Source organism: Prolixibacter sp. SD074 (genome assembly GCF_009617895.1).
Taxonomy (GTDB): domain Bacteria; phylum Bacteroidota; class Bacteroidia; order Bacteroidales; family Prolixibacteraceae; genus Prolixibacter.
Map to the genome: position 1 here is coordinate 1,686,570 of NZ_BLAW01000001.1, position 24,415 is coordinate 1,710,984.

A 24,415-nucleotide genomic window follows, 5' to 3' on the forward strand; every position below is an offset into this window, starting at 1 on the left:
TTTGTTCGTTCAGCTTATCCGGAAATCTTCTTTTATTTAGCCTGACTCAGATTTCCTTTCAAAATATTCCCCTCGGCATCGGTTACGAGATAAGGCATCCAATATTCCAACGCAGCAGGACCTTCGGGAAGTTTATCCATGTGCAACAGCTCAGCCGCTGTAAGCCAACCGCCTGCCGAAGCATCTTCAAGCAGTTCCTTAGCTTTCTCCAGATCCTTACGAACGCCCAAACCGGCGAGATATAGCAAAGCCTGGTTAAACCGGGCCATTTCATCACCGCCGTCAGCCAGTTCTGTCAACTGTTCCATACAAGTTTTAAAATCTGGCCCGTTCAATTCTCCTCTTTTCATGAAAGTGGCTTTATTCAATTTGGCTGCACGCAATCCACCTCCAGCAGCCTGGTTAAGCCATTTCAAGGCTTCCGCCGGATTGCGTTTTTCCAATTCAGGTGAAATCAATAATATGGCCAACAGATTAGCCGCTGGCAAAAACCCGTCTTTGGCAGCAGGCTCCAAAAATGAAACCGCCTTCGGGTAATCGGCCTTCTCATCTTCCCCGGAGTAGAGCCGTCCCAGCATAAAGCGCGACTCGTTATCGCCGCCGTAGCCGCCTTTTGCAAAACACTCGGCTGCCTTTGCCGGATCGGCTTCAATTCCGTCTCCTTCAAGATACAGCTCTCCAAGCGTTCGCCATGCTTCGGAGAAACCATTTTCAGCTGCTTCGCGGTAAAGCGCAAAAGCCTTTTCCCGCTCTTTCGGAATGCCTTCGCCGTAAAAGTACATTCCCGCCAGGTTGTATTTTGCTTCCGCCGAACCTTTCTCAGCAGCCTTCTCGAATAATTCAAATGCCCTTGAATAATCTTTTTCCAGGCCTTCTCCCAGATAATAAAGCACGCCAAGGTTGTATTCGCCCAAGGCAAAACCACACTCAGCAGCTTTCCGATACCATTTGGCTGCTTCTTCAAGATTCGCTTCGATGCCTTTTCCCTTGTGATAAGCGTTTCCCAGGTTATTCATCGCTTCCGGAACACCTTTTCCTGCCGCAAGGCGATACATCTCCACAGCCTTCTCAATATTGAATTCTGTTCCCCGTCCGGCTTCATACATTACGCCCAAATTAAAAAGCGCACGGGCGTATCCTTCGTCGGCCGCCTTCCGGTACCAGGTAAATGCCTTTCCCGGGTTCTTTTCTACCGTTATACCATTCTCGTAGTAAACGCCAACCCGGAACATCCCGCCAGGAACACCTTTCTCTGCCGCATCCATGAACCACTGAAACGACTTTTCTTTATCGGACCAATAACTCAGCCCTTTTTCGTGCATGATGCCAACCAGGTAAGCAGCACGCGGGTGGCCGGCCTCGGCAGCACGACTGAAATAATCGGCAGCAGCATGCTCATCTTTATCGGTAATTTCGCCTGCCAGGCAAAGACTCGCGTAGCGGTATTGTGCTTCAACGACGCCTTTGTCGGCAGCTCGTTTGGCATAATCAACCGCCTTCTTTATATTTTGCTCAACATTTTCACCGGTCTCGTACAGGTAAGATAAGCGGAGCATCGCCTCCGCATTGCCTCCCAACGCGGCCTTCTCGAGCCATTCGGCCCCTTCCGATTCCGCTTTTTCAAGGTATTGATTGGCAATAATTTCCTGTGCCGGTGCATAACCTTTGTCTGCAGCTAGCTGATACCATTCGTGCGATTCTCCCAATTCGTCCAATAAGCGTCCGAGCAGGAACATGGCCTCCATAAAATTAGCATCGGCAGCCTGTTGCAGATAGTTCTTTGCCAGTTCAATATCCTTCTCAACACCCAGGCCTTCAAAAAGCATTTTGCCCATTTTCATGGCAATATTGGCCGGGTGCGGTCCGCCTATTTTCGAAAACCAGTGATAAGCCTGTGAGTAATCCTGCTCCGTTCCGCGTCCTTCATAATAAAACCGGCCAACTTTGACATAAGCTTCCGGGTAATTAAGCTCAGCTGCTTTCAGATACCAATCGAACGCTTTGGAAAGCTTAACCGGCACCGACAATCCCTCTTCAAATACTTCACCTATTTTATACATGGCCGGGGCGTAACCGGCTTTCGCCGATTCGTACCAGTTATCAACCGCTTCTTCCAAATCGCGGCGACCACCTTTACCAACACGGACCAAACGTCCAAAGTTGTATTTGGCTACTATATCACCTCTTTCGGCTCCACGCCCGTACCACTCGAAGGCTTTTTCATCGTTTTCCTCCAGTCCAATACCCGTTTCCCGCATCTCACCGATGTAGTTGCAGCTCTCCACTCCTCCGGCCCGGGCAGATTCAAGGAACCAGCGCACCGACTTGCTTGCATCTTTCTGCCGGTTTTCACCGGTATAATACCATTTCCCGATAGTCAAAGCAGCCTCTTCGAACCCTTCAGCCATCACCTCTTCAAAGGCTTTGTTCGCTTTATCCCACGAACGCTCCTGTTCATAAAAATCCAGGAATATCATGGCAGGCTTATAACCAGAATCAAAAGCTTTTTGAATCCGTTTGAGGCCTTTTTCTACTTTTTCTTTCTTCAGCAGTTCCAGACCTTTCAGAAATAGCTTGTTTTCAGGGAATATATTTTCAGTCATTGCTTATCAATTTAACAGACTCTAAAAATAGCTTAACCAGTTAACAGAATGAAACTGTTCAACTGAAATTCTGTAATATTTTTTTGATATGCTGCCTCTTCGTTCACCATCGTTCCGGCAATTTAAGTTTGTTTTCCTGCCGGATCATTGGAAGATTCGTTGCCAGTATCCCAATCCCATCAATCCAATACAGCTTACAACAATGAACCATACTTTCACAACACCAACCGGTACCATGGCGTTGGTGGCCGGCCCACACCCGGGTGTAACCACCGGTGGGGATCGTCCGCTAAGAGGTGGGCAGACTCCGCTAACTGGTGGGCACTGTCCGCTGAGTGGTGGGCAGACTCCGCTAACTGGTGGGCACTGTCCGCTGAGTGGTGGGCAGACTCCGCTAACTGGTGGGCACTGTCCGCTGAGTGGTGGGGATCGTTCGCTATATGGTGGGCAGACTCCGCTGAGTGGTGGGGTGACCTCCCCTAAAATAGCTTGACCGCTATGTGGTGTGGAAAACCGTCCGGATGACAAAAGATATTGGCCGCAGTATTGCAAATATTTCAAACAACCGACTAATTTTACCTCAAACACCGGGACCATGAAACCACTGGAAATTATACACCGCTATTACAAAAGGGACTCAAAAGCGTACAATATTCTCGTTACCCACAGCCAGTTGGTAACTGACAAAGCATTGTGGATCGCACAACGCCACCCCGAATTGAATCCCGATCCGGAGTTTATTGAAGAAGCCGGCATGTTGCATGATATTGGCATTATAAAAACACACGCTCCCGACCTGGGGTGCTTTGGCGAGTTGCCATATTTGTGTCATGGCTATTTGGGGCGCGAAATGCTGGAGACCGAAGGACTAAATGAGCACGCATTGGTATGCGAACGTCACACCGGTGTTGGAATAACCGCTGAAGATGTGATTAGGAATAAACTCCCTCTGCCCGAGCGTGATTTCGTTCCGGAATCAGTTGAAGAGCAAATTATTTGTTTTGCCGATAAGTTTTATTCCAAAAGTAAGAACCTGAAAAAAGAAAAATCGCTAACTGAAATACGGAACTCGATAGGGCGGTTTGGTCAAAAAAACATTACCCGTTTCGATGAGTGGTGCAAACTATTTCTGTAAAACCCAAAAGACGACAACAAAATAAAAGGCGGGAAAATCCACGCCTTTCTTCCTTACCTAAACTTTTCATCAGTGACTATGATTATGCTCTGACTCTCCGAAGTATAGAGCGGCAAATTTATCTACTACATCATTCATCAGTCCAATGTATTTCAAATCGGTTGTTTGTTTCGCTTTCATGGCGTACACGCATAATTCGTGCAATAAGCCCAGCATTTTGGCGTTTTTCTTTTGTTGCTCCGGATCGTCACTCAACTTGATACGTTGAAACATAAAATATTGCGTAGCAACATCCTGAATCTTCGTAGCATGCGCATCTTTATTGGTCACCCACCGGACCAACTGGTTATAATTAACAGGCGTTTCACCCGATAACTGGGTTACCATCTGCATACTTTTTTCCACTGTGTGGATATCTTCTTTTAATAGTTGAATACGAAGTGAATCGCCATAAATTCCACAGGGGATCTCGCAATGAGCTTTGGCTTCACCTGAAAGCATAGCCAGGAGTACAAAAAGTGTAATAAATACCAATTTTTTCATAATATCAGGTTTTTAATCATTAGTTAATTTGCGTATTATTAACACAGTAAACCGCTCAATGTTCAACAAGAAAGAATCATTGTAGTACGGCAGGGTGAACTTGGTTCTCCACCGCATCAATATTCCCGAACTTTATCAATTACTTGATATCTTCTTCCAAACATCAGGCATTAAGTTCTAATGAAAGTCCTAATTGTTGTCGTAGAAACTTTGACGTTTGTCTAGTTTCAAGTCCTTTAGCAGTGCTGAAGTCGCACGGATGGTAAAGCTGTAGCTTTGCCGATAACCAAACGGGATGAGATTCAATGACATTTGCCAGCAATGCAAATCACGGAATACATTAAACTGGGTAAAGGTTACCTGGCTATTACCAATATCATAGCCCGATGAAAAACCAATTTTCCACTTCTTCGTCAGGTTCACATTACCCGAGAAATCAACCGTGGAAGTAATATTAGCACTCAAATCCGGCCTCGGTTTACTGTAACGGAAGCTGTAATCGAGGCGAACATCCCACGGCAAATTGAAATCTTCGTATTCGGGATACTCACCGGGTAATAGCTTTCCCTGCCCATCATCCACAGCTTCCTCTCCCGGTGTTTTTCCGTTCTTATCATCGTTTTTCTTCGACTTAAATGACAAGCCAAAAGAAAGGTTTGCCGAGGTCAGGCGAGCCAGCTTACCTGTTTGGTTAACCTCAAAGGTATTGATCCGTCGTCCATCAACCATAGCGTACGGATCGAAAATAGCGCCAAAGTTAATGTTGGTACCGCCAACTTTGGTTCGTCCCCGCAGACTAATATTCGAAAGGTTCAGCGAATCGGCCGCCAGATTATACGAACCACTCAGCGAAAGCTGGTCGAGGAGTTTTATTTTCTTGTAAGCATCCTTGCTGGTTGTGTCTTTCTCCGACTTCAGCTTTTTCATTTCCAGGGTGTTGTTCAGGCTAAAGCCGATAGAACCCGAACGTCCCTGCCCTGCTGTACCATAAAGGGCGTTCTGATGATATGGATACCGAATATATTCCGGTCTTCCGAGGGAGTCGTAAACAGCGACTGTTCCGTACATACCATAACGCGGGTCACTGAAATCAGGTCGCGTGCTGAAGCTGATACTGGGCGTCATCACGTGGCGGATACCTTTGATTTTGCTATTAGGATTCCGGGGAACATACATACCGTACAATTTGGTAGACGCCCCCACGCTGAATGAATAATCGTAATCGCGGGTAAATCCGTAAATCGTATCGGTCACCTGCAACTGATTGGTATCGTAGTTATAATCTTTCCGTATCTGCTTAGTATACCATCGTTCGGTATAATTAAACGAAGGACTGATCGTTAAGAATTTCAATGCTTTGAACGAAGTACTGACAGGAATGGTCTGCTTAACTCCGTTTTCCCAGTCGGAGACAAATGATGAATTAAGCAAATCGTACTCTTTCATTCCGGACTTGGTTTTATTCTGAATATCGGCTGTATAAGTAATACCAATCTTTTCGTACCACTTCTGCTTCCCGATGCTCTGCTTTGATTTGAAAGGATAAATTCGGTTCATATTTACCGTCATCTGCGGCAGCGTTAAGTTAATCGTTGTATCGCGACTGTTCTGCGAATGCCGCAGGTTGACCGACATGGAGAATGGCGAATTTTCCCAACGCTTCGTGTAAGAAATACTCGATTGTTTCGTATTGGTCAGGTAATTCTGTGTCGAATAAGAATTATTTTGGTCATACGAGCTGGTCGAGAAATTGACACTGGCGCTAAACGTCTGGTTGGGGCTTGCTTTCGGGTCCATCCGGTGACTCCAGGTCATCGCGAAATCATTTTGTGTATAATAACCAGGAAGGCCTTTGTCACCAAATACGTTCTTGTAATATTTCATGTCAAAGCTCCCGCTGAATTTGTAGCGAAGTTTATAGTTGGTGTGAAATTTTAATCCCCGTGAGCCTTTCGAATAGATATCGCCCCGAAGTGCCACATCAAAGTAATCGCTGGCCGCCCAGTAATAACCAAAATCGCGCAGGAAAAAACCACGGTTTTTCTCTTCACCATAGGAAGGTATCAGAAAACCAGAAGAGTATTTGGGCGAATTCGGGAAAAATCCGAAGGGAATAATGGCGAAATACAGTGGCAAATCTTCGACAACCAGGTAAGCCGGGCCGGTGATAATCTTCTTATTGGAAATCACCTTAGCTTTGGTCATCTCCAGGTAGAAGTGTGGATGTTCGGCATCACAGGTCGTGTATTTCCCGTTTTTCAAACAGTAAGTCGAATCGTTGACCAACTTGGTTCTTTCTGCTTGTACATATCCTCCCTGTTGTTCGGTAGTTACACCAAATACAATTCCCTTTTTGGTTTTGAAATTATACCGGATTTTATCTGCCTGAAATTCTTCCGAACCTTGCTTGAAGTTTGGTTTCCCCTGAATTGTTCCTGTTGAATCGGGCAGCCCGACAGCGTATACTTCACTACTATCGAGATTTAATTCAATGTAATCAGCTTTTAATTCAATATCTTTATAATCGACCTGAGCATCGCCATACATGTATACTTTCTTCCCGGTAATGGAAAAGTCCAGCGAATCGGAAGCCGTGTAGGTAATTTCTGCATCAATTGATTGTACTTGTTGAGAAGGTTTCTGCTCTTTCTGTGCATTATTACTCAATGAATCGGGCATTGAAGGGATTTCAGTTACTGGCCGCAACTGAGGTATTTTCCGTTCAACTGGTTCCTGAGCATAAGCCATCAAAGAATTAAACAACAGGATGACAAAGAGAAGATATAATCGATGATTTTTACCCAAAATCGTGTCTATTCAAATACGTTTAACCTACCGAATATGCGATAAAATGATGTAGTGCAAAAGTAAAAAAACCTCCTTTAGAATTAGGGTCTCGCTAAAAATTATTTAATCTTTCTATTTTTGTAGTAGTTATGATAAAGCAAGTGACGAAATGTACATTATAAATCTCTTCCACTTTCGAAAAACACGAAGGCCGCTGAGAACCATTTCTCGGTTATTGGGAATGGTTATTCTTTTTTCCTGTCCGGCGTATTCACAACCAGAAAACGAGCCTGCATATAAACTAAAGACGGTTGTATTGGATGCGGGGCACGGTGGGCGCGACCCCGGTGCCATGGTAGGAAAATTAATGGAAAAGGACATCGCGCTCGACATTGTATTAAAACTTGGACATTATATAAAGGAATACCTACCCAATGTGAAGGTGGTGTACACACGCGATAGCGATTACTTTGTCCCATTATATAAACGGGCAGAAATTGCCAATAAAATAAAGGCGGACTTATTCATTTCTGTGCATGTTAATATTTGTGGCAGTCCGTCCATCCACGGTACCGAAAGTTATGCACTGGGACTACACCGAACGGAGGACAACCTGGAGGTAGCCAAGAAAGAGAACAGCGTTATCTTGCTGGAGAAGGATCATACGACACGGTACGAAGGTTTTGACCCTAATTCCTCCGAATCATATATTATGTTCGAATTGGTTCAAAATGAATTTCTGGATCAAAGCCTGATGTTTGCTTCCGATGTACAGAATCAGTTCAGAACAAGAGCTGCCAGACATGACAGGGGAGTCCGTCAGGCAGGATTTCTTGTGCTTCGGGAAACCTCGATGCCCAGTGTTTTGATTGAGACGGGTTATATGAGCAACAAAAAGGAGCTGAATTACCTGGAAAGCGACAATGGAAGGGCCCTGATAGCATCAGCAATATTCCGTGCATTCCGAAATTACCGAAAAACCATCGAGGCCCGCAGCAACTATCACACACAGGTTGCAGAAAACAAAAAAGAGGGGCTGAAGCCAACCATTGACCCGGTTGTTGTTTCAACTCGTGATACCCTTGATTTATATAAAGGATTAGTATTTGCCATTCAGATTGCTGCTTCGAAACGGGAACTAAAACCAGAATCTAATAATTTCAAGGGAGTCAACGACCTCTATCGAATTAAGACGGACGATATTTACAGATACCTCACCTGCGCCTCGGAAAAAGAAGATGAGGTTCAGGATGAACTAAAAGAGGTTCAAAAGAAGTTCCCCGATGCCTATGTAGTAGCTTATGAAAATGGCCATCCTGTCTCAATACAAAAAGCCCGCAAAAAAGCCGCGGCGAAACACTAAAGTAGAATAGTGCTTTTTATATCAGGATTTTCCTCATTACTTTTGTTTAGACTCTATATCAATCTTAACCATACATGAAAATTAATAAGACCGCAAAAATCGGCTTACTCACGTTGGGAAGCCTTGCCATACTCATCTGGGGGGTCAACTTCCTGAAAGGGCGAGATATCTTCAAATCCGAAACCATATTCTATGCCCAATACCGCAATGTTGGCGGCCTCGAAGCGTCTTCAGATGTACGCCTGAATGGATTTAAAGTGGGATATGTAAGAGACATCTATTTCAAGGAAGACCACTCAGGTAACCTAATGGTCAAACTGGCCATCAACAAGCACTTTGAAATTCCCAAAGGAACAGTTGCGGAGATCGTCAGCACAGACATTTTAGGCTCACGATCAGTACAATTAACCCTGGGAAAAAGCAACGAATATTATCAGTCATACGATACCCTGCGCACATCGGTTGAAGCCGATTTAAAACAACAGGTAAGTGACGAGTTGGCTCCCATAAAGGCGAAAGCCGAAAACCTGCTGGCATCACTCGACTCAGCCATTACCGTAGTTACCTATGTGTTTAATGAACGCACACGCGAAAATCTCAGGGAAAGTTTTGCACACACCAATAATACGATTCTCAACCTCGAACAAACATCGAAAAACCTGAATATGTTGGTGGCCGAACAAAAGGAAAATATATCGGCTATCATAGCCAACATACGGAAAATAAGTGAGACCTTGAATAACAACGCCGATAACATTGATAATATCATGAAGAACCTGTCAAATGTTAGCGACACACTTTCAGCCTTGCAGCTACAGGCATCTTTAAACCGTTTCAATGATATGTTAACCAACCTCGACTCAATTATGGCCAAAGTGAACAACCGGGAAGGCAGTTTGGGACTTTTGGTAAATGATCCTCTACTTTACAATAACTTGAACCGGATTAGTCAAAACCTGAATCGCTTATTAATCGATTTGCGTCAAAATCCGAAACGCTTTATTCACTTTTCGGCCTTCGATTTGGGTAAGGAAATTTATCTTACCCCAAAGCATACTTCGCAACCCAATGAGGATGTGAAATTTAGGGTTCTCTTAGTGAGCAGCACTTCAGCAATCCCACTAGAATCATCTCTGTTTAAGCCATTTAAAGATGTAGAAGAAGTGAAATCAGGTAAGTATTTTACGTACTTTACCGGAAACGATTCGTCTATTGAAAAAATTAGAAGCATTCTAAATAAAGCACAAAATGTCTTTCCCGACGCTTCGATCGTAGCATTCAAAAACGGGAAAAAAATCAGATTAGAGAGAGCGTTAAAAAAGGTTAACAAATAAATTTCATTCCAATTTCATTTTTCTTAAATTCGATAGCTGAATATAATCGGAAATGCCCCCTGGTAACCGAGCCTGCCGCATCAATACCGGGAAGATTCCAGAAAACAGCTTAGCGACCGAGTATACAAAAATCTACATTACAAGATTTTGTGTCTCACGCTAAAACACAACTACTTGGCTGCCAGCCTGTTAATTAATTTTATTTTTTTTACATTTTTAATAAACTGATGCCTAAACCGATACTAAAATGCAAGCGTCATTGAAATTTTTTTCAGGATAATTTTTTACAACCTTTGTCTTGGGAAATGGAAATAATAACAAAGTTGAACTTCTTTTAAGCCTGCTGCCTAAATGAACAACGACCATGAAAAAGCCTGGGAAAATTGCCTCAGGATTGTAAAGGACAACGTTCCTGCCATTAGTTTTCGGACATGGTTTGAACCTATTGTTCCGGTTAAACTGGAAGAGAATGTATTGACGATTCAGGTACCGAGTCCGTTTTTTTACGAGTACCTGGAAGAACAATACATTGACATTTTACGTAAGACACTGCGAAAAGAATTAGGGCCGGGTGCAAAACTGGAATACAGCGTTGTGGTTGATAACAACAACACTGTTGACAGCAAACCCTACACTGTTAAGTTACCGACTAACAATAACAAAAGCATTAAGAACCGGCCACTTTCAGCTCCCCTCACTCAGGAAGAAAAATCAATCAAAAATCCGTTTGTGATTCCTGGTATCCAGAAGTTGCACATCGATCCGCAACTTAAAATGGATAATACCTTTGAAAATTTCGTGGAAGGAGAATGCAACCGACTGGCAAGAAGCGCCGGTTTTGCGGTCGCACAAAATCCGGGAGGAACAGCCTTCAATCCCCTGATGATTTACGGAAACTCGGGACTAGGGAAAACCCATTTGGCGCAAGCTATCGGGATTGAAGTAAAAGAGCATTATCCTGAAAAGATCGTATTATATGTAAATGCCAACAAATTCCAGACACAGTTCGCCGAAGCGACCCGGAACAATAACCGTAACGATTTCCTGCACTTTTATCAAATGATTGACGTATTGATTATTGATGACGTGCAGGAATTCGCCGGCAAGGAAAAGACACAGGAAACATTTTTCCACATCTTTAACCATCTGCATCAAACCGGGAAACAGCTTATTCTAACATCGGATAAGCCACCGATTGAACTGAAAGGACTGGAACAGCGTCTTTTGTCGCGCTTCAAATGGGGATTAACTGCTGATTTACAAATCCCCGATTTTGAGACCCGCATGAATATCTTGCGGAAGAAAATCTATAAGGACGGTATTGAAATACCCGAAGAGGTGCTCGAATACGTCGCTTCGCATATCAATACCAATGTCCGTGAACTGGAGGGAGCACTAATTTCGCTCCTCGCCCAGGCAACCCTGAACAAAAAGGAGATTACACTCGACCTCGCCATCAAGATGGTCAACAAGCTGGTAAAAAACACCCGGCGCGAAATCTCCATCGACTTTATTACAAAGGTAGTCTGCGATTACTTTGGAATGCCGGCCGAAAACTTACAGGAAAAAACGCGGAAACGTGAAGTTGTACAAGCCCGGCAGATTGCCATGTTCTTTTCAAAGAACATGACCAAATCGTCGCTGGCATCTATCGGTTCGCAAATTGGCGGGAAAGACCATGCAACCGTATTACACGCCTGTAAAACGGTTAGTAACCTGAAAGATACGGACAAAAATTTCAGGGTATACATCGACGAAATTGAACGCAAGCTGAAGATGTAATGCTTCGTTAAGTGACGAAAAAGCAGGCCTCCAGGCCTGCTTTTTTATATTTTCGTGTCCGTAAAACATCGCAAATCCATGCACTACCTGCTGTTAAGTATCCTGTCGTCGACGCTTATCTTTTTCATATTCAAATTTCTGGAAAAGTACAAAGCCGATCTGTTCCTGGTTATCCTGCTAAATTACATTACCGCGTCGATACTCGGTTTCCAGTTGGTCCCTCACCTACCAACGCTAACTAAGATAATAAAAGCCGGCTGGTTGCCATACGCGCTGCTCATCGGCATTTTATTCATTGCCATCTTTTTCCTTATTGCCCGGTCTTCACAAAAAGCGGGTATTACCATCACAGCATTGGCGGCCAAACTTTCAATGGTGGCGCCCATACTCTACTCCATTCTGTTCTTTGGCGAACGGGTAACTATCTTCCGGATACTGGGAATTGCCACAGCCATTCTTGCCGTACTCTTGGCAATTTATAAACGAAACGGCAAAACCAGCCGGAGTGCCATCTTACTTCCGGTCATCATTTTTCTGGGTACCGGAGCGGTTGACTCGATGGTAAAATATGTACAACAAGTATACGTGCGAGGAACTACCACAGCTGTTTTCACAACCGTGTTGTTTGCCACTGCAGGAATTATCGGATTACTGGTGATGCTGTTCAAGCGCCCCCGATGGAAAGAATTTTTCCGAGTGCCGGTTATTGCCGGAGGAATTTTCCTGGGGGCCGCCAACTTTGGTTCGCTCTATTTCATGATGCACGCCCTTTCATATAGTGGACTGGCAAGCTCGGTAGTTTTCGGCCTGAACAATATGTGCATCGTCGCCTTCTCCACCATCCTCGGCATGCTCTTCTTCCGCGAAAAGCTGAGTACCGTTAACTGGACCGGGATTATTCTCTCATTCATCAGTATCTTTATCCTCGTTTACATCTGATTTATGGAAGCAACCGATACATACCTGACCATTGCCGACCCATCCGAAGGACTCTACAAGGATAAGGGTAGTAAATTCATCGCTTATGCTTATCCCGTTTTCACAGAAGACGAAATCAAGGAAATTCTGAGCGAGATTAAGAAGAATCACCACAATGCACGGCACCATTGCTATGCCTGGCGATTGGGAGCCGATATGGAGCGCTATCGGGCCAATGACGACGGTGAACCTTCGGGAACTGCCGGCCGGCCAATCCTCGGGCAAATTCGCTCGAAGGGGCTGACCAATATTCTCATTGTGGTCGTCCGGTATTTTGGCGGAACACTATTAGGCGTGAGTGGCCTCATTAAAGCTTACGGAACAGCTGCCGCCGATGCACTGGGGCAAGCACAAATCACCAAAAGGATCATCGAAGATTTGGTCGAAGTGAAATTTGAATACCCGGCCATGAACAATGTCATGAAAATTATCAAGGACGATAACCTGGAGCAACTCGAAACTCAATTTGAACTTTCGTGCCGGATCGTGCTGGCCATCCGTCAGTCGGTAACTGAAACCATCACCGAAAAGTTGTCATCACTGGAGCAAACTAAAGTCGAACGCGTTGGCATCCGATAAGCAAATTGTGAATAAATTTTGAATTGAAATTGAAATATTTCAAAACCACTTTGCTTATCTTTGTCGCTAATGAAGAATGAACAGCCATTAGCGATTGAAAACATTCGGTTGTACGGATCTTTTCGCTTTCGAAATAAATTCAGGCGATGGGCGGGGCATTCCCTCCACCAGTTCATGCATCGATCGTTTCGACTAAAAATATTTCTTTCAAAAGCAACCAACAGGGCCATTTTCAATTGGAACTGTTGGTTTTTTTTTGTCCGCAATTTTAAAATACCATTCAATAACTTGTAAAAGCAGCTCCAATGAACGCAAAAAATCTGATTTCAATTACTGACTTTTCGAAAGAAGAATACCTGCGCATCATGGATTTGGCCGCCGATTTTGAAGCCAATCCCGATCAGCGTCTTCTTGACGGAAAAGTGGTAGCCACCCTTTTCTTTGAACCATCCACCCGCACACGCCTGAGTTTCGAAACGGCCATTAACCGTTTGGGTGGAGAAATCATTGGTTTTACCGATTCGTCTTCCTCCAGTGTAACCAAAGGGGAAACACTGCATGATACCATCAAAATGGTGAGCAACTACGCCGACCTGATCGTCATGCGGCATCCGCTCGAAGGGAGTGCCCGTTATGCATCCGAAGTATCGAATGTGCCGGTGATAAATGCCGGCGACGGCGCCAATCAGCATCCAACGCAAACGCTCCTGGACCTGTATTCTATCGTAAAAACACAGGGTAGCCTCAACGACATTAACCTTTTCATGGTAGGAGACCTGAAGTACGGCCGGACCGTTCACAGTTTGCTCATGGCCATGTCGCATTTCGAAAATCCAATTTTCAACTTTATCGCACCGCCTGAACTGGCCATGCCCAACGAATACAAGCTGTACCTCCGGTCGAAAGGCATGCGCTATTTCGAACACACCGAGTTTACTGATATCATCAACGAGGCAGACATTATTTACATGACACGGGTTCAGAAAGAGCGCTTCCCCGACCCGGTCGATTACGAGAAGGTAAAAAACGTTTATATTCTGCGCAACAAGATGTTGAAGCACACCAAGGACAACATGCGGATTCTGCACCCACTCCCACGGGTTAATGAAATCCACACCGATGTGGACAGCAACCCTAAAGCTTACTATTTCGATCAGGCCCGAAACGGTGTTTATACCCGTATGGCTATCATCGCCCATCTGTTGAACCTGAAATAATTCCGAATCTCAAAACAAGCAAAACAATGAAAAAACAATTAAACGTAAGTGCCATTAAGCAAGGTACCGTTATCGATCATATCCCCTCCACTGCTCTTTTTAAAGTCATTTCCATACTGAAACTTGACCACTGCAAGGACATGGTGACTTTTGGAAATAACCTCGACAGCAAGGTGATGGATGGGAAAGCCATCATCAAAGTGGAAAACCGGTTCTTTAAGGACAAAGAGATTAACAAAATTGCGCTGGTGGCACCACACGCCAAGCTCAACACCATCAAAGATTATGAAGTGGTTGGAAAATACGTAGTGGAAATTCCGGATGAAATACAGGATATCGCGCGTTGCTTCAATCCCAAATGCATCACCAACCACGAAAACATTGACACCTATTTTGAGGTGATTTCGAAATCGCCGGTGGCGCTGAAATGTCGTTACTGTGAAAAAATCACGCATCAGGATCAGATGGAAATCAAATAGAATTATCATATTTGGGCTTCCGGTCCAACCCGGAAACAGAAATGCTAATTCTCAGATATCATGCAAACTGATTTTCAAAATATCCTGAACGGCATAAAACCGTTGTTTGATGACGGTAAGAGCCGCGAACAGCTGCTGGCCGGCATTTGTGCAACATTGAAAGAAAAGGTTTACCATTACGACTGGATCGGTTTTTATCTGCTTGATGAAAGCACCAACCAACTGGTATTGGGCCCCTCTGTTGGAAAACCAACCGAACATACGCATATCCCGGTAGGAAAAGGCGTTTGCGGACAAGTTGCCGAAAGTGGCCTGACCAAAGTTGTTCAGGATGTCAGTGAAGAAAATAACTACATCGCTTGTAGCATCGATGTGCAGAGCGAAATTGTGGTGCCGGTAATGAAAAACGGAAAATTTGTAGCCGAAATCGATATCGATTCGCACTCGGCCGGACCGTTTACCGAAGAAGACGAGCAGTTTCTCGGGGCCATTTGCGAAATGGTGGCCGGACGGTTCTGACATGCTCCGGGTTTCAACCCGAAAAGAATATTCCTGTTATATCAAAGGAGGCTGTTGCCTCCTTTTTTTGTACTGAAAACTCAATTCTCTTTCGCCGGAAGGCAAAAACGCAAAACACCCCTCACGCAAGGGCAAAGCTGAAACGGGAACTAAATTCATACCGAACAAATCCGCAAAGCCATTCGCTTGGTTAGGCGAAGAGCAAAACACGTTCGCCCGGCATTCGCCTGGTTAGGCGAAGAGCAAAACACGTTCGCCCGCCATTCGCCTGGTTAGGCGAAGAACAAAACACGTTCGCCCGCCATTCGCCTGGTTAGGCGAAGAGCAAAACACGTTCGCACCGCCATTCGCCTGGTTAGGCGAAAAGCAAAACACGTTCGCCCGGCATTTCCCGGCTCTGTTTGAACGATTCCGGTCCGCATTTTCGCAACAAAAACGGCTGCCTCAATCCGTTCGGAAATTGAAACAGCCGTTCTGGTCGTCCGGAAAACTGAATTTCCGGTTACCGGATGCGATCAATGGAACGAACCAGCGCTTCGTCACGGCCGATATTCCGGATGGCCAGATAAGTTAAAACCACCGCAATTAATGGCATCACCAAACTGGGTTCAAAGCTGTACTTACCATTCAGTAAACTGGCGCTGCGCGAGGTAAAATAAAAGATAACGCCCGACAGGCCAATCATCAGCAAGATATTGAAAACAGACAATCGGATCTGACGAATCCTCTTCTTGAACGAAAAAATTGTGACCAGGTTCACCAGCACAATAATTCCCAGTAAGATCTGAATGGGAAGTCCACTATAGATGATTTCCGGGTTCCTGGCTTCCTGCAGGTAAACGCCCGCTCTGTCGAAAACATAAATAGCGCCGTCACCGCCGATTATCTCAGCAAAGGGAACGAAAAACAGGGCTGCTATCAACAGCAGCGCGCCCAACAGATAAATGGATTGTATTCGTTGTAACATCGTTGTTCTTTTTCCTGCAAAATTAAACTTTCGCCGGTAAGCATCAACAGAAATATGCCAATTAGTTATTGTTCAAAATCAATGGCAGGCCATTATCCCCGGCACCAATCACAATCACTTTCGAATTCTGGGAATTAGCCAGTTCCAGCGTCGCTTCAATTCCCCGCTGTTTCAAAATTTTATCCGTCAACGATTTATTGATAATGTCGTTATAAGCAGCAATTCCTTCAGCCTGGATCCGTTTCCGCTCGGCTTCACTCTTCTCTTTATCCAGCCGGAATTGGTAAGCCAACGCTTCCTGTTCCTGTTTCAACTTACTTTCGATGGCCATTTTAATTTCATTAGGCAGATTGATCGAACGAATCAGTAGCGCACGTAAATCAATGTTATTCTGCTCCATCACCTTGCGGGCTTCGTCAATAATCGCCGCCTCCACTTCCGACCGTTTGGTTGAGTAAATTTCCTCCGCCGTATAGCGCCCCGCTACTCGTCTGACCGTTGAACGAATTTCGGGGATAATCAGCTGGTCGATATAATCTTTCCCGAAGGTTTCGTGCAGATAGCCAATTCGATTATGAACCGGATTGAAACGAATAGATACATCCATTTTGATGGACAATCCACTTTTATCAAGCACGTCCATGGTCTCTTCACGTTTTTTCTCCTTCACATCGTAAACATACAATTTATTCCATGGAGCAATCATGTGAAAACCGGGAAGATAGACATGTTCTTTATCCAGGCCGTTGGTAAATTGCCGGAAGATAACGGCACGTTCGCCCGGCTGAATAGTGAAAAAAATACTGCTGCTAAATACCACCAAAACAATAATGGCAATAACGGCAAGGACAATGTAGGATCGTTTAAAATTCATAAGATTATTTTAATTGATTAGTTCAAAAATTCTATCGCAGAAATAAAAGCCCTGTACTTCGAAAATACTGAAAAAGCAGGTAATCCGTAGTTTTGAAATTATGATTATTTTTCGATAGTTTTGAATATACAACAACTTCAGACAAATCTATGAAAAAAATAAAAGCATCTGAGCTTATTATCAATCCGGATGGCACCATTTTCCATTTGCATCTCAAACCTGAAAATCTTGCAAAAAACATAATTCTGGTCGGAGATCCGGGACGTGTGCAACTGGTTTCTTCTTTTTTCGACAATATCGAAACCACTTCCGAAAACCGGGAGTTTGTTTCGGCAACCGGTACCTTTCGCGGCAAGCGGATTACCGCATTATCCACCGGTATTGGAACCGACAATATCGATATTGTCGTGAACGAACTGGATGCACTGGTCAACATCGATTTGGAAACCCGCACGATTAAGGAAGAGCATACAGCGCTGAATATTGTCCGCATTGGTACTTCCGGGGCACTTCAGGCCGATATTCCGGTAAACAGTTACGTTGCTTCGAAACGGGCCATTGGTTTTGATGGTTTATTGAACTTTTACGCTGGCCGCGAAAAATTTGCCGATGTCGATTTCGAAAAATCGTTCAAAGAGCATACCGGATGGAATCCTTTGTTGACTTCACCATATGTCGTGGAAAGTGATCCTGCACTCTTTAATAAGATTGTAGGTAACGATATGGTTTCAGGCGTCACCATTTCGGCCCCGGGCTTTTATGGCCCGCAAGGTCGCGAACTTCGTTTACCAACGGCTGATCCCAGTTTGAACGATAAAATTGAAACCTTCCGTTTTAACGGGATGAAAATAACCAATTACGAAATGGAGTGCTCTGCTATTTATGGCTTGAGCCATCTATTGGGCCACCATGCCCTGACAATTTGTGCCATCATTGCCAACCGCGTAACCCGCGAAGCCAATGAAAACTATAAACCAGCAATTACAAATCTGGTTCAGACCGTACTTGAACGAATTGTTATGTAAACCTGAGCAATGGATAAACAGTTACAAGCCATGATTTCGTTGCTCGAAGACCCGGAAAAAAGGGTTTACGAAGCAGTACAGCAGGAATTAATGGATGCCGATCCTTCCCTGATTCCTAAATTGGAAGCAGCGTGGGAGAATGCTGATACCCTGCTGCAACAAAATCGCCTGGAGAAAGTGATTTCGCACCTCCGGTTCCGCAAGGTGGCCGACCGGTTAAAAAGCTGGAATGAACCGGAACTTCCCTCCTTCCTCGACGGATGGATCATTTTGAGTCAAATTCAGTACCCTGACCTGGAGCCGAAAGATGTTGAGATACAGATACAGCAAATTGTAACAGATGCGTGGCTGGAAATGAATGAATCGTTGACATCACTTGAAAAAACCACCATCCTGAATCACATTCTTTTCGAATTGTATCATTTTGACCTGAACGTGGCAAATTTTGGAGCGCTGCAAAACTGCTTTATCAACGATATCCTTTCATCCCGGAAGGGAAATCCTTCAACCCTAACGCTACTCTATTGCCTGGTAGCCAGGAAGCTGAACCTGCCCATTTACCACCTAAACCTGAAGCGGGTACTGTTTTTGGCTTATTATGATCCAGAGATGTCGAAGGAAGCATTCGGCACAACATCGTCTCCCATCCTCTTTTACATCAATCCGGCAAACAAAGGAGCCATCATTGGTCACAAGGAGATGGACTATTACCTAAGCCGCCAACAAATCGAAATGGGCTCGGACATTATTATGGACGATCGGTTTTGTTTGAAGGGCCTCATCGAAATTATGCAGGATGCCTATCGGGCGACAGGGGAAACGGAAAAGGTGGAGCAACTGGATGTACTGAAAGAAATAATTACCACCTAAAAAAGAGCTTCGAAAATTTCGAAGCTCTTTTTGCAGGTATCCTACTACCTATTTGGCATAATTAACCGCCCGGGTTTCCCGAATAACTGTAATTTTCACCTGCCCGGGATAAGTCATCTCATCCTGAATTTTCTTGGCGATATCGTACGAAAGTTCTTCCGCCTCCTTATCGGTCAGCCTATCACTTCCCACAATCACGCGCAATTCGCGACCTGCCTGAATAGCATAGGTCTTCATAACACCTGGATAAGAAAGCGCCATTGCCTCCAAATCTTTCAGTCGCTTGATGTATGATTCAACTGCTTCGCGACGGGCACCCGGACGGGCGCCTGAAATAGCGTCACAAACCTGAACGATAGGCGCCAGCAAGCTGGTCATTTCAATCTCATCGTGGTGCGCTCCAACCGCATTGGTTACAACCGGCTTCTCTTTGTATTTTTCAGCCAGCTTCATACCCAGGATTGCGTGTGGCAATTCCGGCTCGTCATCCGGCACCTTACCGATATCGTGCAACAGTCCGGCACGTTTGGCCTGTTTCGGGTTCAAACCCAATTCGGAAGCCATGATAGCACAAAGATTAGCTGTTTCGCGCGAATGTTGCAACAGGTTCTGTCCGTAAGAAGAACGGTATTTCATTTTACCAATCAAACGAATCAGTTCTGGATGCATTCCGTGAATTCCGAGATCGATACAGGTCCGTTTACCGGTTTCGATGATCTCTTCTTCAATCTGTTTCTTGACCTTGTTCACCACCTCTTCAATACGGGCCGGGTGGATACGTCCGTCGGTTACCAGTTGGTGCAATGCCAAACGGGCAATTTCACGACGTACCGGATCGAATGCTGAAAGAACGATGGCTTCGGGCGTATCGTCGACAATAATCTCGACTCCGGTAGCAGCTTCAAGTGCACGAATGTTACGTCCTTCACGACCGATAATGCGGCCTTTTATTTCGTCGTTCTCAATGTGGAAGATAGTAACAGAGTTCTCCACAGCGGTTTCGGTAGCAACTCGCTGAATCGATTTGATAACAATCTTTTTGGCCTCCTTGTTAGCGGTCATTTTGGCTTCATCCATAATTTCCTGGATGTACGACATCGCCTCGGTTTTCGCTTCATTTTTCAGTGAATCAGTCAACTGGGCTTTCGCCTCGTTAGCCGACAAACCAGAGATTGATTCCAGTTGTTCCACCTGCAGCTTGTGCATTTTGTCCAGTTCTTCGCTCTTCTGTTCAACCACTTCCAGCTGCGCCGTAAGATTTTCCCGAATCACTTCAACTTCCTTCCGGGTCGTTTCAAATTCCCTTACCTTATGCTGCAACTCTTCTTTTCGTTGCAGGAAGTTTGTTTCGCGCTGTTTGAGTTTATTCTCATTGCTTGTAATCCGCTGATTCTTTTCGTTGATATACTTCTCGTGTTCCGATTTCAGCTGGATGAATTTTTCTTTTGCCTGGAGTATTTTTTTCTCCTTCAGCATCTCGGCCCTGGCTTCTGCCTCGCCGATGAGTTTGTCTTTCTTCTTCTTCAGCGCCTTGTCCCAAACAAAGTAGGAAATCACCCCTCCTAAGATTAAGCCAACGACACCTGCTATGATTATCATTGTCATGTCACAATTATTTATAATTCAATTTTAACAAAAACCCGCAATTTCAACTTCTCCCAATCAAGTTTCCCTAATTGAAAGAAGACAAAATGCGGGCAAATATCATTAATTAAACTGACTTAATTAACTTTCCTTTTCCAGATATTCTGCTAAAAAATCGTTTAGTTCTTCCAGTTCTTCAACCAACGGCGAAATATCATTTCGCTTTTCAACGTCAAGCATCTGAATAACAAACTGCAACGTGGCCATCGACAGACAATCCTGGCTATCCTTATTGGCATAGCGCTGCTTGTACTGCAGAACCTTGTCGTTAATAATTTTCGCCGCCTTCCGTATCTTCTCCTCATCGTTGCGATCGATGCGCAACGGATACCGCCGGTCGGCTATATTAATATTGATTGAAAGTTTATCTTCCATTTCAGCAGGTGGTATTACTTATTTAACATCGCAATACACTTATCTATTTCCCGCACTATTCTGTTAATCTTAATACGGGCATCGTGCGATTGACCATCCGATGCCAGTAATGATTTGGCAAATTTCAGTTGTTCGTTTTTTTCCAGCAGCTCTTCGTTACGGCTGCTCAACAACCTAATTTGATCCTGTAGCTGAACCTGTTCTTCAAGAAGACGATAATTTTCACTTTTCAACGTTTCACAACGCCGAATAAGCTTATCGATTTTTTCCTTAAACTCTCCTAATAAAACAGTTTCACGCTCTGTCATACTTCAGGATTTCCTGCACAAAGTTAATATTTAAATCAAATCGAAAAAATTTCGTCACACATAATGCTGGTATGGTCGCTTTAAAGTTTTTATTTTCGTGAGATAAACCTAAAGGGAAAAAGAATGAAGCTATTTACCCCGCTTTTTGTGCTGCTTTGGATATGGTCATTTCAGGTTTACGGTCAACAAGCCCCTCCACCACCCGACAAACCCCGAAAACTAATTCCCCCCATCGATCCGCCTATTTCCCTGGCAGGTAATTTTGGAGAACTACGCCCCAATCACTTTCATTCGGGACTGGATATGCGAACAGGAGGCCATACAGGCCTTCCCGTTCATGCTGTCGCAGAGGGTTATGTCACACGCGTTTCCATCTCCCCCACAGGTTATGGACGTGCTGTTTACATTAATCACCCGAATGGAATCACGACTGTTTATGGCCATCTGAAACGGCTGATGCCACGATTGGAAAGATACGTAAGGCGAATTCAATATCACCGGGAGCAATTTGCGGTAAACCTGACAATTCCCCGCGATTCGTTTTTAGTAAAACAAGGAGATGTCATTGCCTGGTCGGGAAATGCCGGGAGTTCAGGTGGCCCGCATCTGCATTTCGAAATCCGTGACACACAGGCCCAACGTCCACAGAACGTTTTAAAGTGGCACTTCCCGATTACCGATAACATACCGCCCAAAATGATTTCGCTTTATGCGTATACATTCCCTTCAACCGGTGTCTACGAACATAAGCGGTACCCTACCGTGTACTACTCGTCAGCTTACCACCTCAAAGGCAATCCGGTATTGAAAGTTAGCGGCCCCACAGCTTTCGGCATCCAGGCAGTCGATTACCTCAACGCCAGCTGGAGCAAATGCGGTATCTACAGTGCACAGTTGATTGTCGATCAGGACACTATTTTTGGATTCCGGATAAGCGATATTTCATTTGCCGAAACACGCTACGTAAACAGTCTGGCCGATTATGCCGAGCGCGAACGATATGGCCGTTGGGTTCACCGGCTTTTTCGCCAACCGGGAAACAAACTCGATATCTATACTGCCGATAAAAACAATGGTGTCATCAATTTTACCGACAATAAAACACACCATGTTAAGGTGACTACAGCCGACGCTTACGGTAACCAATCCACCCTTGAGTTTCAGGTAAAAAGTACACCACCCGACAGTACTCAACGACACGATAACGGTGCGCGGATATTTTCATACCAAAAAGACAATTATTTCCAGGCCGACAACCTGAAGCTGAGAGTTCCGGCCGGCGCGCTCTATGATGATCTACCATTTCATTTCGAGGAAGAAGAAACGCCGGAAGGATGCTATGCGCCGTTGCAAAAAATTCAGGATAAATATACGCCACTGCAAAAGGCCATGCGAGTTGCCATCAGGCCGGACAGTCTTCCCGGCTCACTTCAAAATAAGGCCCTGCTCGTTATGGTCGGCCCGGATGGGCAAAAATGGAGTGCCGGAGGTGAATATAAAGATGGTTGGGTCGTTGGTTATCCACGCTATTTCGGAGATTTCAGTGTAGCCGTCGATACCGTTCCTCCTACGATTCATTCCCTCAGCATCAATGAACACAAGCATTTGATGAACCCGAAGCATATACGGTTCAAAATAAAAGACAACCTATCGGGAATTGACAAATACCGTGGCGAAATCGATGGAAAATGGGCGCTGTTTGTCTACGACCCAAAATATGACTTACTAACCTATACCCTTGATCCTTCGCGATTGGAACTCGGGAAAATACATCAATTGAAGCTGACAATTACTGACGCTAAAGGCAATCAATCGGTATACACAGCAACCTTTTACAAATGAAACGAACATGAACTTTTTTAATCAAAAGTTCGCCAAAGGCAATGATTAAAAAAAGTTTATGTGAGAGCGAAGCGGTTCCATACGTTCTCAAATTTAGAATTAAATTATGGATCCTAATTATAAATTTTAGAACGTATGAAAAAAAGCATTACCGCATTAGGCCTGATGTCTGGCACATCGCTCGATGGCATTGATTTGGCTTTGTGCAGCTTCAACAATAAAAAATCGGGCTGGTCGTTTAGGATTGAAGCCTCCGAAACCGTTCCTTACTCTGCCGAATGGAAAAGAAAACTACGCGAAGCGGAAAACAGTTCGGCCCGGGATATCTTGTTACTTCACAACGAATATGCGCGGTATACCGGAGAAGTTATCAATCGCTTTCTGAACGGTAAAACAAAACCCGGGCTTATTGCCTCGCACGGACACACCATTTTCCACCAACCGCAGAAACACTTTACGTTTCAGTTGGGAAACGGAACCTTCATCGCGGCTGAAACCGGCATTAAAACCATTGCCGACTTTCGGAACATGGATGTAGCGCTGGGTGGCCAGGGTGCTCCATTGGTGCCAATAGGCGATCGACTGCTATTCAGTAAATATGACTACTGCCTCAACCTGGGCGGCTTTTCGAATATCTCTTACGAGGAAGACGGGCAGCGTATTGCTTTCGATGTTGATCCGGCCAACATTGTCCTCAATTATCTGGCTCAACAGGTTGGCAAAGAATACGACCGTGACAGCCTTATCGCGCAAAGCGGAAAGGTGGATGATACCTTGCTGAAAGAGTTGAACGATTTGCCCTTTTACAACGAAAAACCGCCCAAATCGTTAGGGAAAGAGTGGCTTGACAGTGAATTGGTTCCGATGCTGAAGAAGAGTTCCCTCCCACTCCCGGACCAAATGAGGACGCTTTACGAGCACATTGCCATCCAGATAGGTGAAGTCATCCACAATTCAGGCACAATGTTGGTGACCGGCGGAGGAGCTCACAATCCATTGCTGATGGAACGTATTACGGCATGTTCTAAAGCAGAAGTCATCATTCCCGAAAATAAGATCATAGACTTTAAGGAAGCGCTCATATTTGCATTTCTGGGTGTGTTGGCCAACCAACGCCAAATCAACTGCCTTGCTGCTGTAACCGGAGCATCGCGGGACAATACCGGCGGGACCATCCACTTATCATAAACC

The 24,415-nt window shown here is 44.8% G+C and carries 22 protein-coding genes; 14 read left to right on the top strand and 8 right to left on the bottom strand.

What is annotated here, in order from left to right:
• Positions 1-32: 32 nt before the first annotated feature.
• On the bottom strand, positions 33-2,603 hold the full coding sequence (locus GJU82_RS07395; RefSeq protein WP_153631567.1) for an SEL1-like repeat protein: 2,571 nt from the start codon (positions 2,601-2,603) through the stop codon (positions 33-35).
• Positions 2,604-2,691: 88 nt separating this feature from the next.
• On the opposite strand from GJU82_RS07395, the gene GJU82_RS07400 reads away from it, so the two are divergent.
• Together GJU82_RS07400 and GJU82_RS07405 are read left to right on the top strand one after the other, a co-directional pair.
• On the top strand, positions 2,692-3,096 hold the full coding sequence (locus GJU82_RS07400; RefSeq protein WP_153631568.1) for a hypothetical protein: 405 nt from the start codon (positions 2,692-2,694) through the stop codon (positions 3,094-3,096).
• Between the two features lie 102 nt (positions 3,097-3,198).
• Entirely contained in the window at positions 3,199-3,738 is a 540-nt protein-coding gene (locus tag GJU82_RS07405) for an HD domain-containing protein (RefSeq protein ID WP_153631569.1), read from the top strand.
• A gap of 69 nt (positions 3,739-3,807) precedes the next feature.
• Here GJU82_RS07405 and GJU82_RS07410 read toward each other — a convergent pair whose 3' ends face one another.
• Together GJU82_RS07410 and GJU82_RS07415 are read right to left on the bottom strand one after the other, a co-directional pair.
• Positions 3,808-4,281 carry a superoxide dismutase [Ni] gene (locus tag GJU82_RS07410; protein WP_153631570.1) on the bottom strand — a complete coding sequence of 158 codons (474 nt, stop codon included), beginning with the start codon at positions 4,279-4,281 and terminating at the stop codon, positions 3,808-3,810.
• A 189-nt stretch (positions 4,282-4,470) separates the two neighbouring features.
• Positions 4,471-7,086: a putative LPS assembly protein LptD gene (locus tag GJU82_RS07415; RefSeq protein ID WP_194830997.1), complete on the bottom strand. Its 2,616-nt coding sequence runs from the start codon at positions 7,084-7,086 to the stop codon at positions 4,471-4,473.
• A 151-nt stretch (positions 7,087-7,237) separates the two neighbouring features.
• Between GJU82_RS07415 and GJU82_RS07420 the strand changes: the two genes are divergently transcribed.
• The 8 genes from GJU82_RS07420 to GJU82_RS07455 all read left to right on the top strand — a co-directional run bounded on the left by GJU82_RS07420 (position 7,238) and on the right by GJU82_RS07455 (position 15,319).
• Complete coding sequence (locus GJU82_RS07420; RefSeq protein WP_153631572.1) at positions 7,238-8,431, top strand: N-acetylmuramoyl-L-alanine amidase; 1,194 nt, start codon at positions 7,238-7,240, stop codon at positions 8,429-8,431.
• A gap of 74 nt (positions 8,432-8,505) precedes the next feature.
• Positions 8,506-9,765 (top strand): MlaD family protein, encoded by a 1,260-nt coding sequence (locus GJU82_RS07425; RefSeq protein ID WP_153631573.1) that lies wholly within the window; start codon positions 8,506-8,508, stop codon positions 9,763-9,765.
• Between the two features lie 351 nt (positions 9,766-10,116).
• On the top strand, positions 10,117-11,547 hold the full coding sequence (dnaA, locus tag GJU82_RS07430; protein ID WP_153631574.1) for a chromosomal replication initiator protein DnaA: 1,431 nt from the start codon (positions 10,117-10,119) through the stop codon (positions 11,545-11,547).
• 78 nt (positions 11,548-11,625) lie between these two features.
• Entirely contained in the window at positions 11,626-12,486 is an 861-nt protein-coding gene (locus tag GJU82_RS07435; protein ID WP_153631575.1) for a DMT family transporter, read from the top strand.
• Between the two features lie 3 nt (positions 12,487-12,489).
• A complete protein-coding gene (locus GJU82_RS07440; RefSeq protein WP_153631576.1) occupies positions 12,490-13,104 on the top strand; it encodes a YigZ family protein in 615 nt (204 codons plus the stop codon).
• A gap of 305 nt (positions 13,105-13,409) precedes the next feature.
• Positions 13,410-14,321: an aspartate carbamoyltransferase gene (gene pyrB / locus GJU82_RS07445; RefSeq protein WP_153631577.1), complete on the top strand. Its 912-nt coding sequence runs from the start codon at positions 13,410-13,412 to the stop codon at positions 14,319-14,321.
• A gap of 26 nt (positions 14,322-14,347) precedes the next feature.
• Positions 14,348-14,800, top strand: a complete 453-nt coding sequence (pyrI, locus tag GJU82_RS07450) for an aspartate carbamoyltransferase regulatory subunit (RefSeq protein ID WP_153631578.1) — start codon at positions 14,348-14,350, stop codon at positions 14,798-14,800.
• Positions 14,801-14,860: 60 nt separating this feature from the next.
• Positions 14,861-15,319: a GAF domain-containing protein gene (locus tag GJU82_RS07455; RefSeq protein ID WP_153631579.1), complete on the top strand. Its 459-nt coding sequence runs from the start codon at positions 14,861-14,863 to the stop codon at positions 15,317-15,319.
• Between the two features lie 502 nt (positions 15,320-15,821).
• Here the strand turns inward: GJU82_RS07455 and GJU82_RS07460 are convergent.
• Together GJU82_RS07460 and GJU82_RS07465 are read right to left on the bottom strand one after the other, a co-directional pair.
• Entirely contained in the window at positions 15,822-16,286 is a 465-nt protein-coding gene (locus tag GJU82_RS07460) for a DUF4293 domain-containing protein (protein WP_153631580.1), read from the bottom strand.
• Positions 16,287-16,347: 61 nt separating this feature from the next.
• The gene (locus GJU82_RS07465; RefSeq protein ID WP_153631581.1) at positions 16,348-17,160 is read right to left on the bottom strand and encodes a prohibitin family protein; all 813 of its coding nucleotides are present in this window, start codon (positions 17,158-17,160) and stop codon (positions 16,348-16,350) included.
• A gap of 149 nt (positions 17,161-17,309) precedes the next feature.
• Between GJU82_RS07465 and GJU82_RS07470 the strand changes: the two genes are divergently transcribed.
• Both GJU82_RS07470 and GJU82_RS07475 read left to right on the top strand, forming a co-directional pair.
• A complete protein-coding gene (locus GJU82_RS07470) occupies positions 17,310-18,185 on the top strand; it encodes a nucleoside phosphorylase (RefSeq protein ID WP_153631582.1) in 876 nt (291 codons plus the stop codon).
• Between the two features lie 9 nt (positions 18,186-18,194).
• Complete coding sequence (locus GJU82_RS07475) at positions 18,195-19,055, top strand: transglutaminase family protein (RefSeq protein WP_153631583.1); 861 nt, start codon at positions 18,195-18,197, stop codon at positions 19,053-19,055.
• Positions 19,056-19,103: 48 nt separating this feature from the next.
• On the opposite strand, the gene rny is transcribed toward GJU82_RS07475, so the two are convergent.
• The 3 genes from rny to GJU82_RS07490 all read right to left on the bottom strand — a co-directional run bounded on the left by rny (position 19,104) and on the right by GJU82_RS07490 (position 21,382).
• Positions 19,104-20,660 carry a ribonuclease Y gene (gene rny / locus GJU82_RS07480; RefSeq protein WP_153631584.1) on the bottom strand — a complete coding sequence of 519 codons (1,557 nt, stop codon included), beginning with the start codon at positions 20,658-20,660 and terminating at the stop codon, positions 19,104-19,106.
• Between the two features lie 120 nt (positions 20,661-20,780).
• The gene (locus GJU82_RS07485; protein WP_153631585.1) at positions 20,781-21,074 is read right to left on the bottom strand and encodes a cell division protein ZapA; all 294 of its coding nucleotides are present in this window, start codon (positions 21,072-21,074) and stop codon (positions 20,781-20,783) included.
• Between the two features lie 14 nt (positions 21,075-21,088).
• The gene (locus tag GJU82_RS07490) at positions 21,089-21,382 is read right to left on the bottom strand and encodes a hypothetical protein (RefSeq protein ID WP_153631586.1); all 294 of its coding nucleotides are present in this window, start codon (positions 21,380-21,382) and stop codon (positions 21,089-21,091) included.
• A 123-nt stretch (positions 21,383-21,505) separates the two neighbouring features.
• On the opposite strand from GJU82_RS07490, the gene GJU82_RS07495 reads away from it, so the two are divergent.
• Together GJU82_RS07495 and GJU82_RS07500 are read left to right on the top strand one after the other, a co-directional pair.
• Positions 21,506-23,224: a M23 family metallopeptidase gene (locus GJU82_RS07495; protein WP_153631587.1), complete on the top strand. Its 1,719-nt coding sequence runs from the start codon at positions 21,506-21,508 to the stop codon at positions 23,222-23,224.
• 135 nt (positions 23,225-23,359) lie between these two features.
• On the top strand, positions 23,360-24,412 hold the full coding sequence (locus GJU82_RS07500) for an anhydro-N-acetylmuramic acid kinase (RefSeq protein WP_153631588.1): 1,053 nt from the start codon (positions 23,360-23,362) through the stop codon (positions 24,410-24,412).
• The last annotated feature ends 3 nt before the right edge of the window (positions 24,413-24,415 follow it).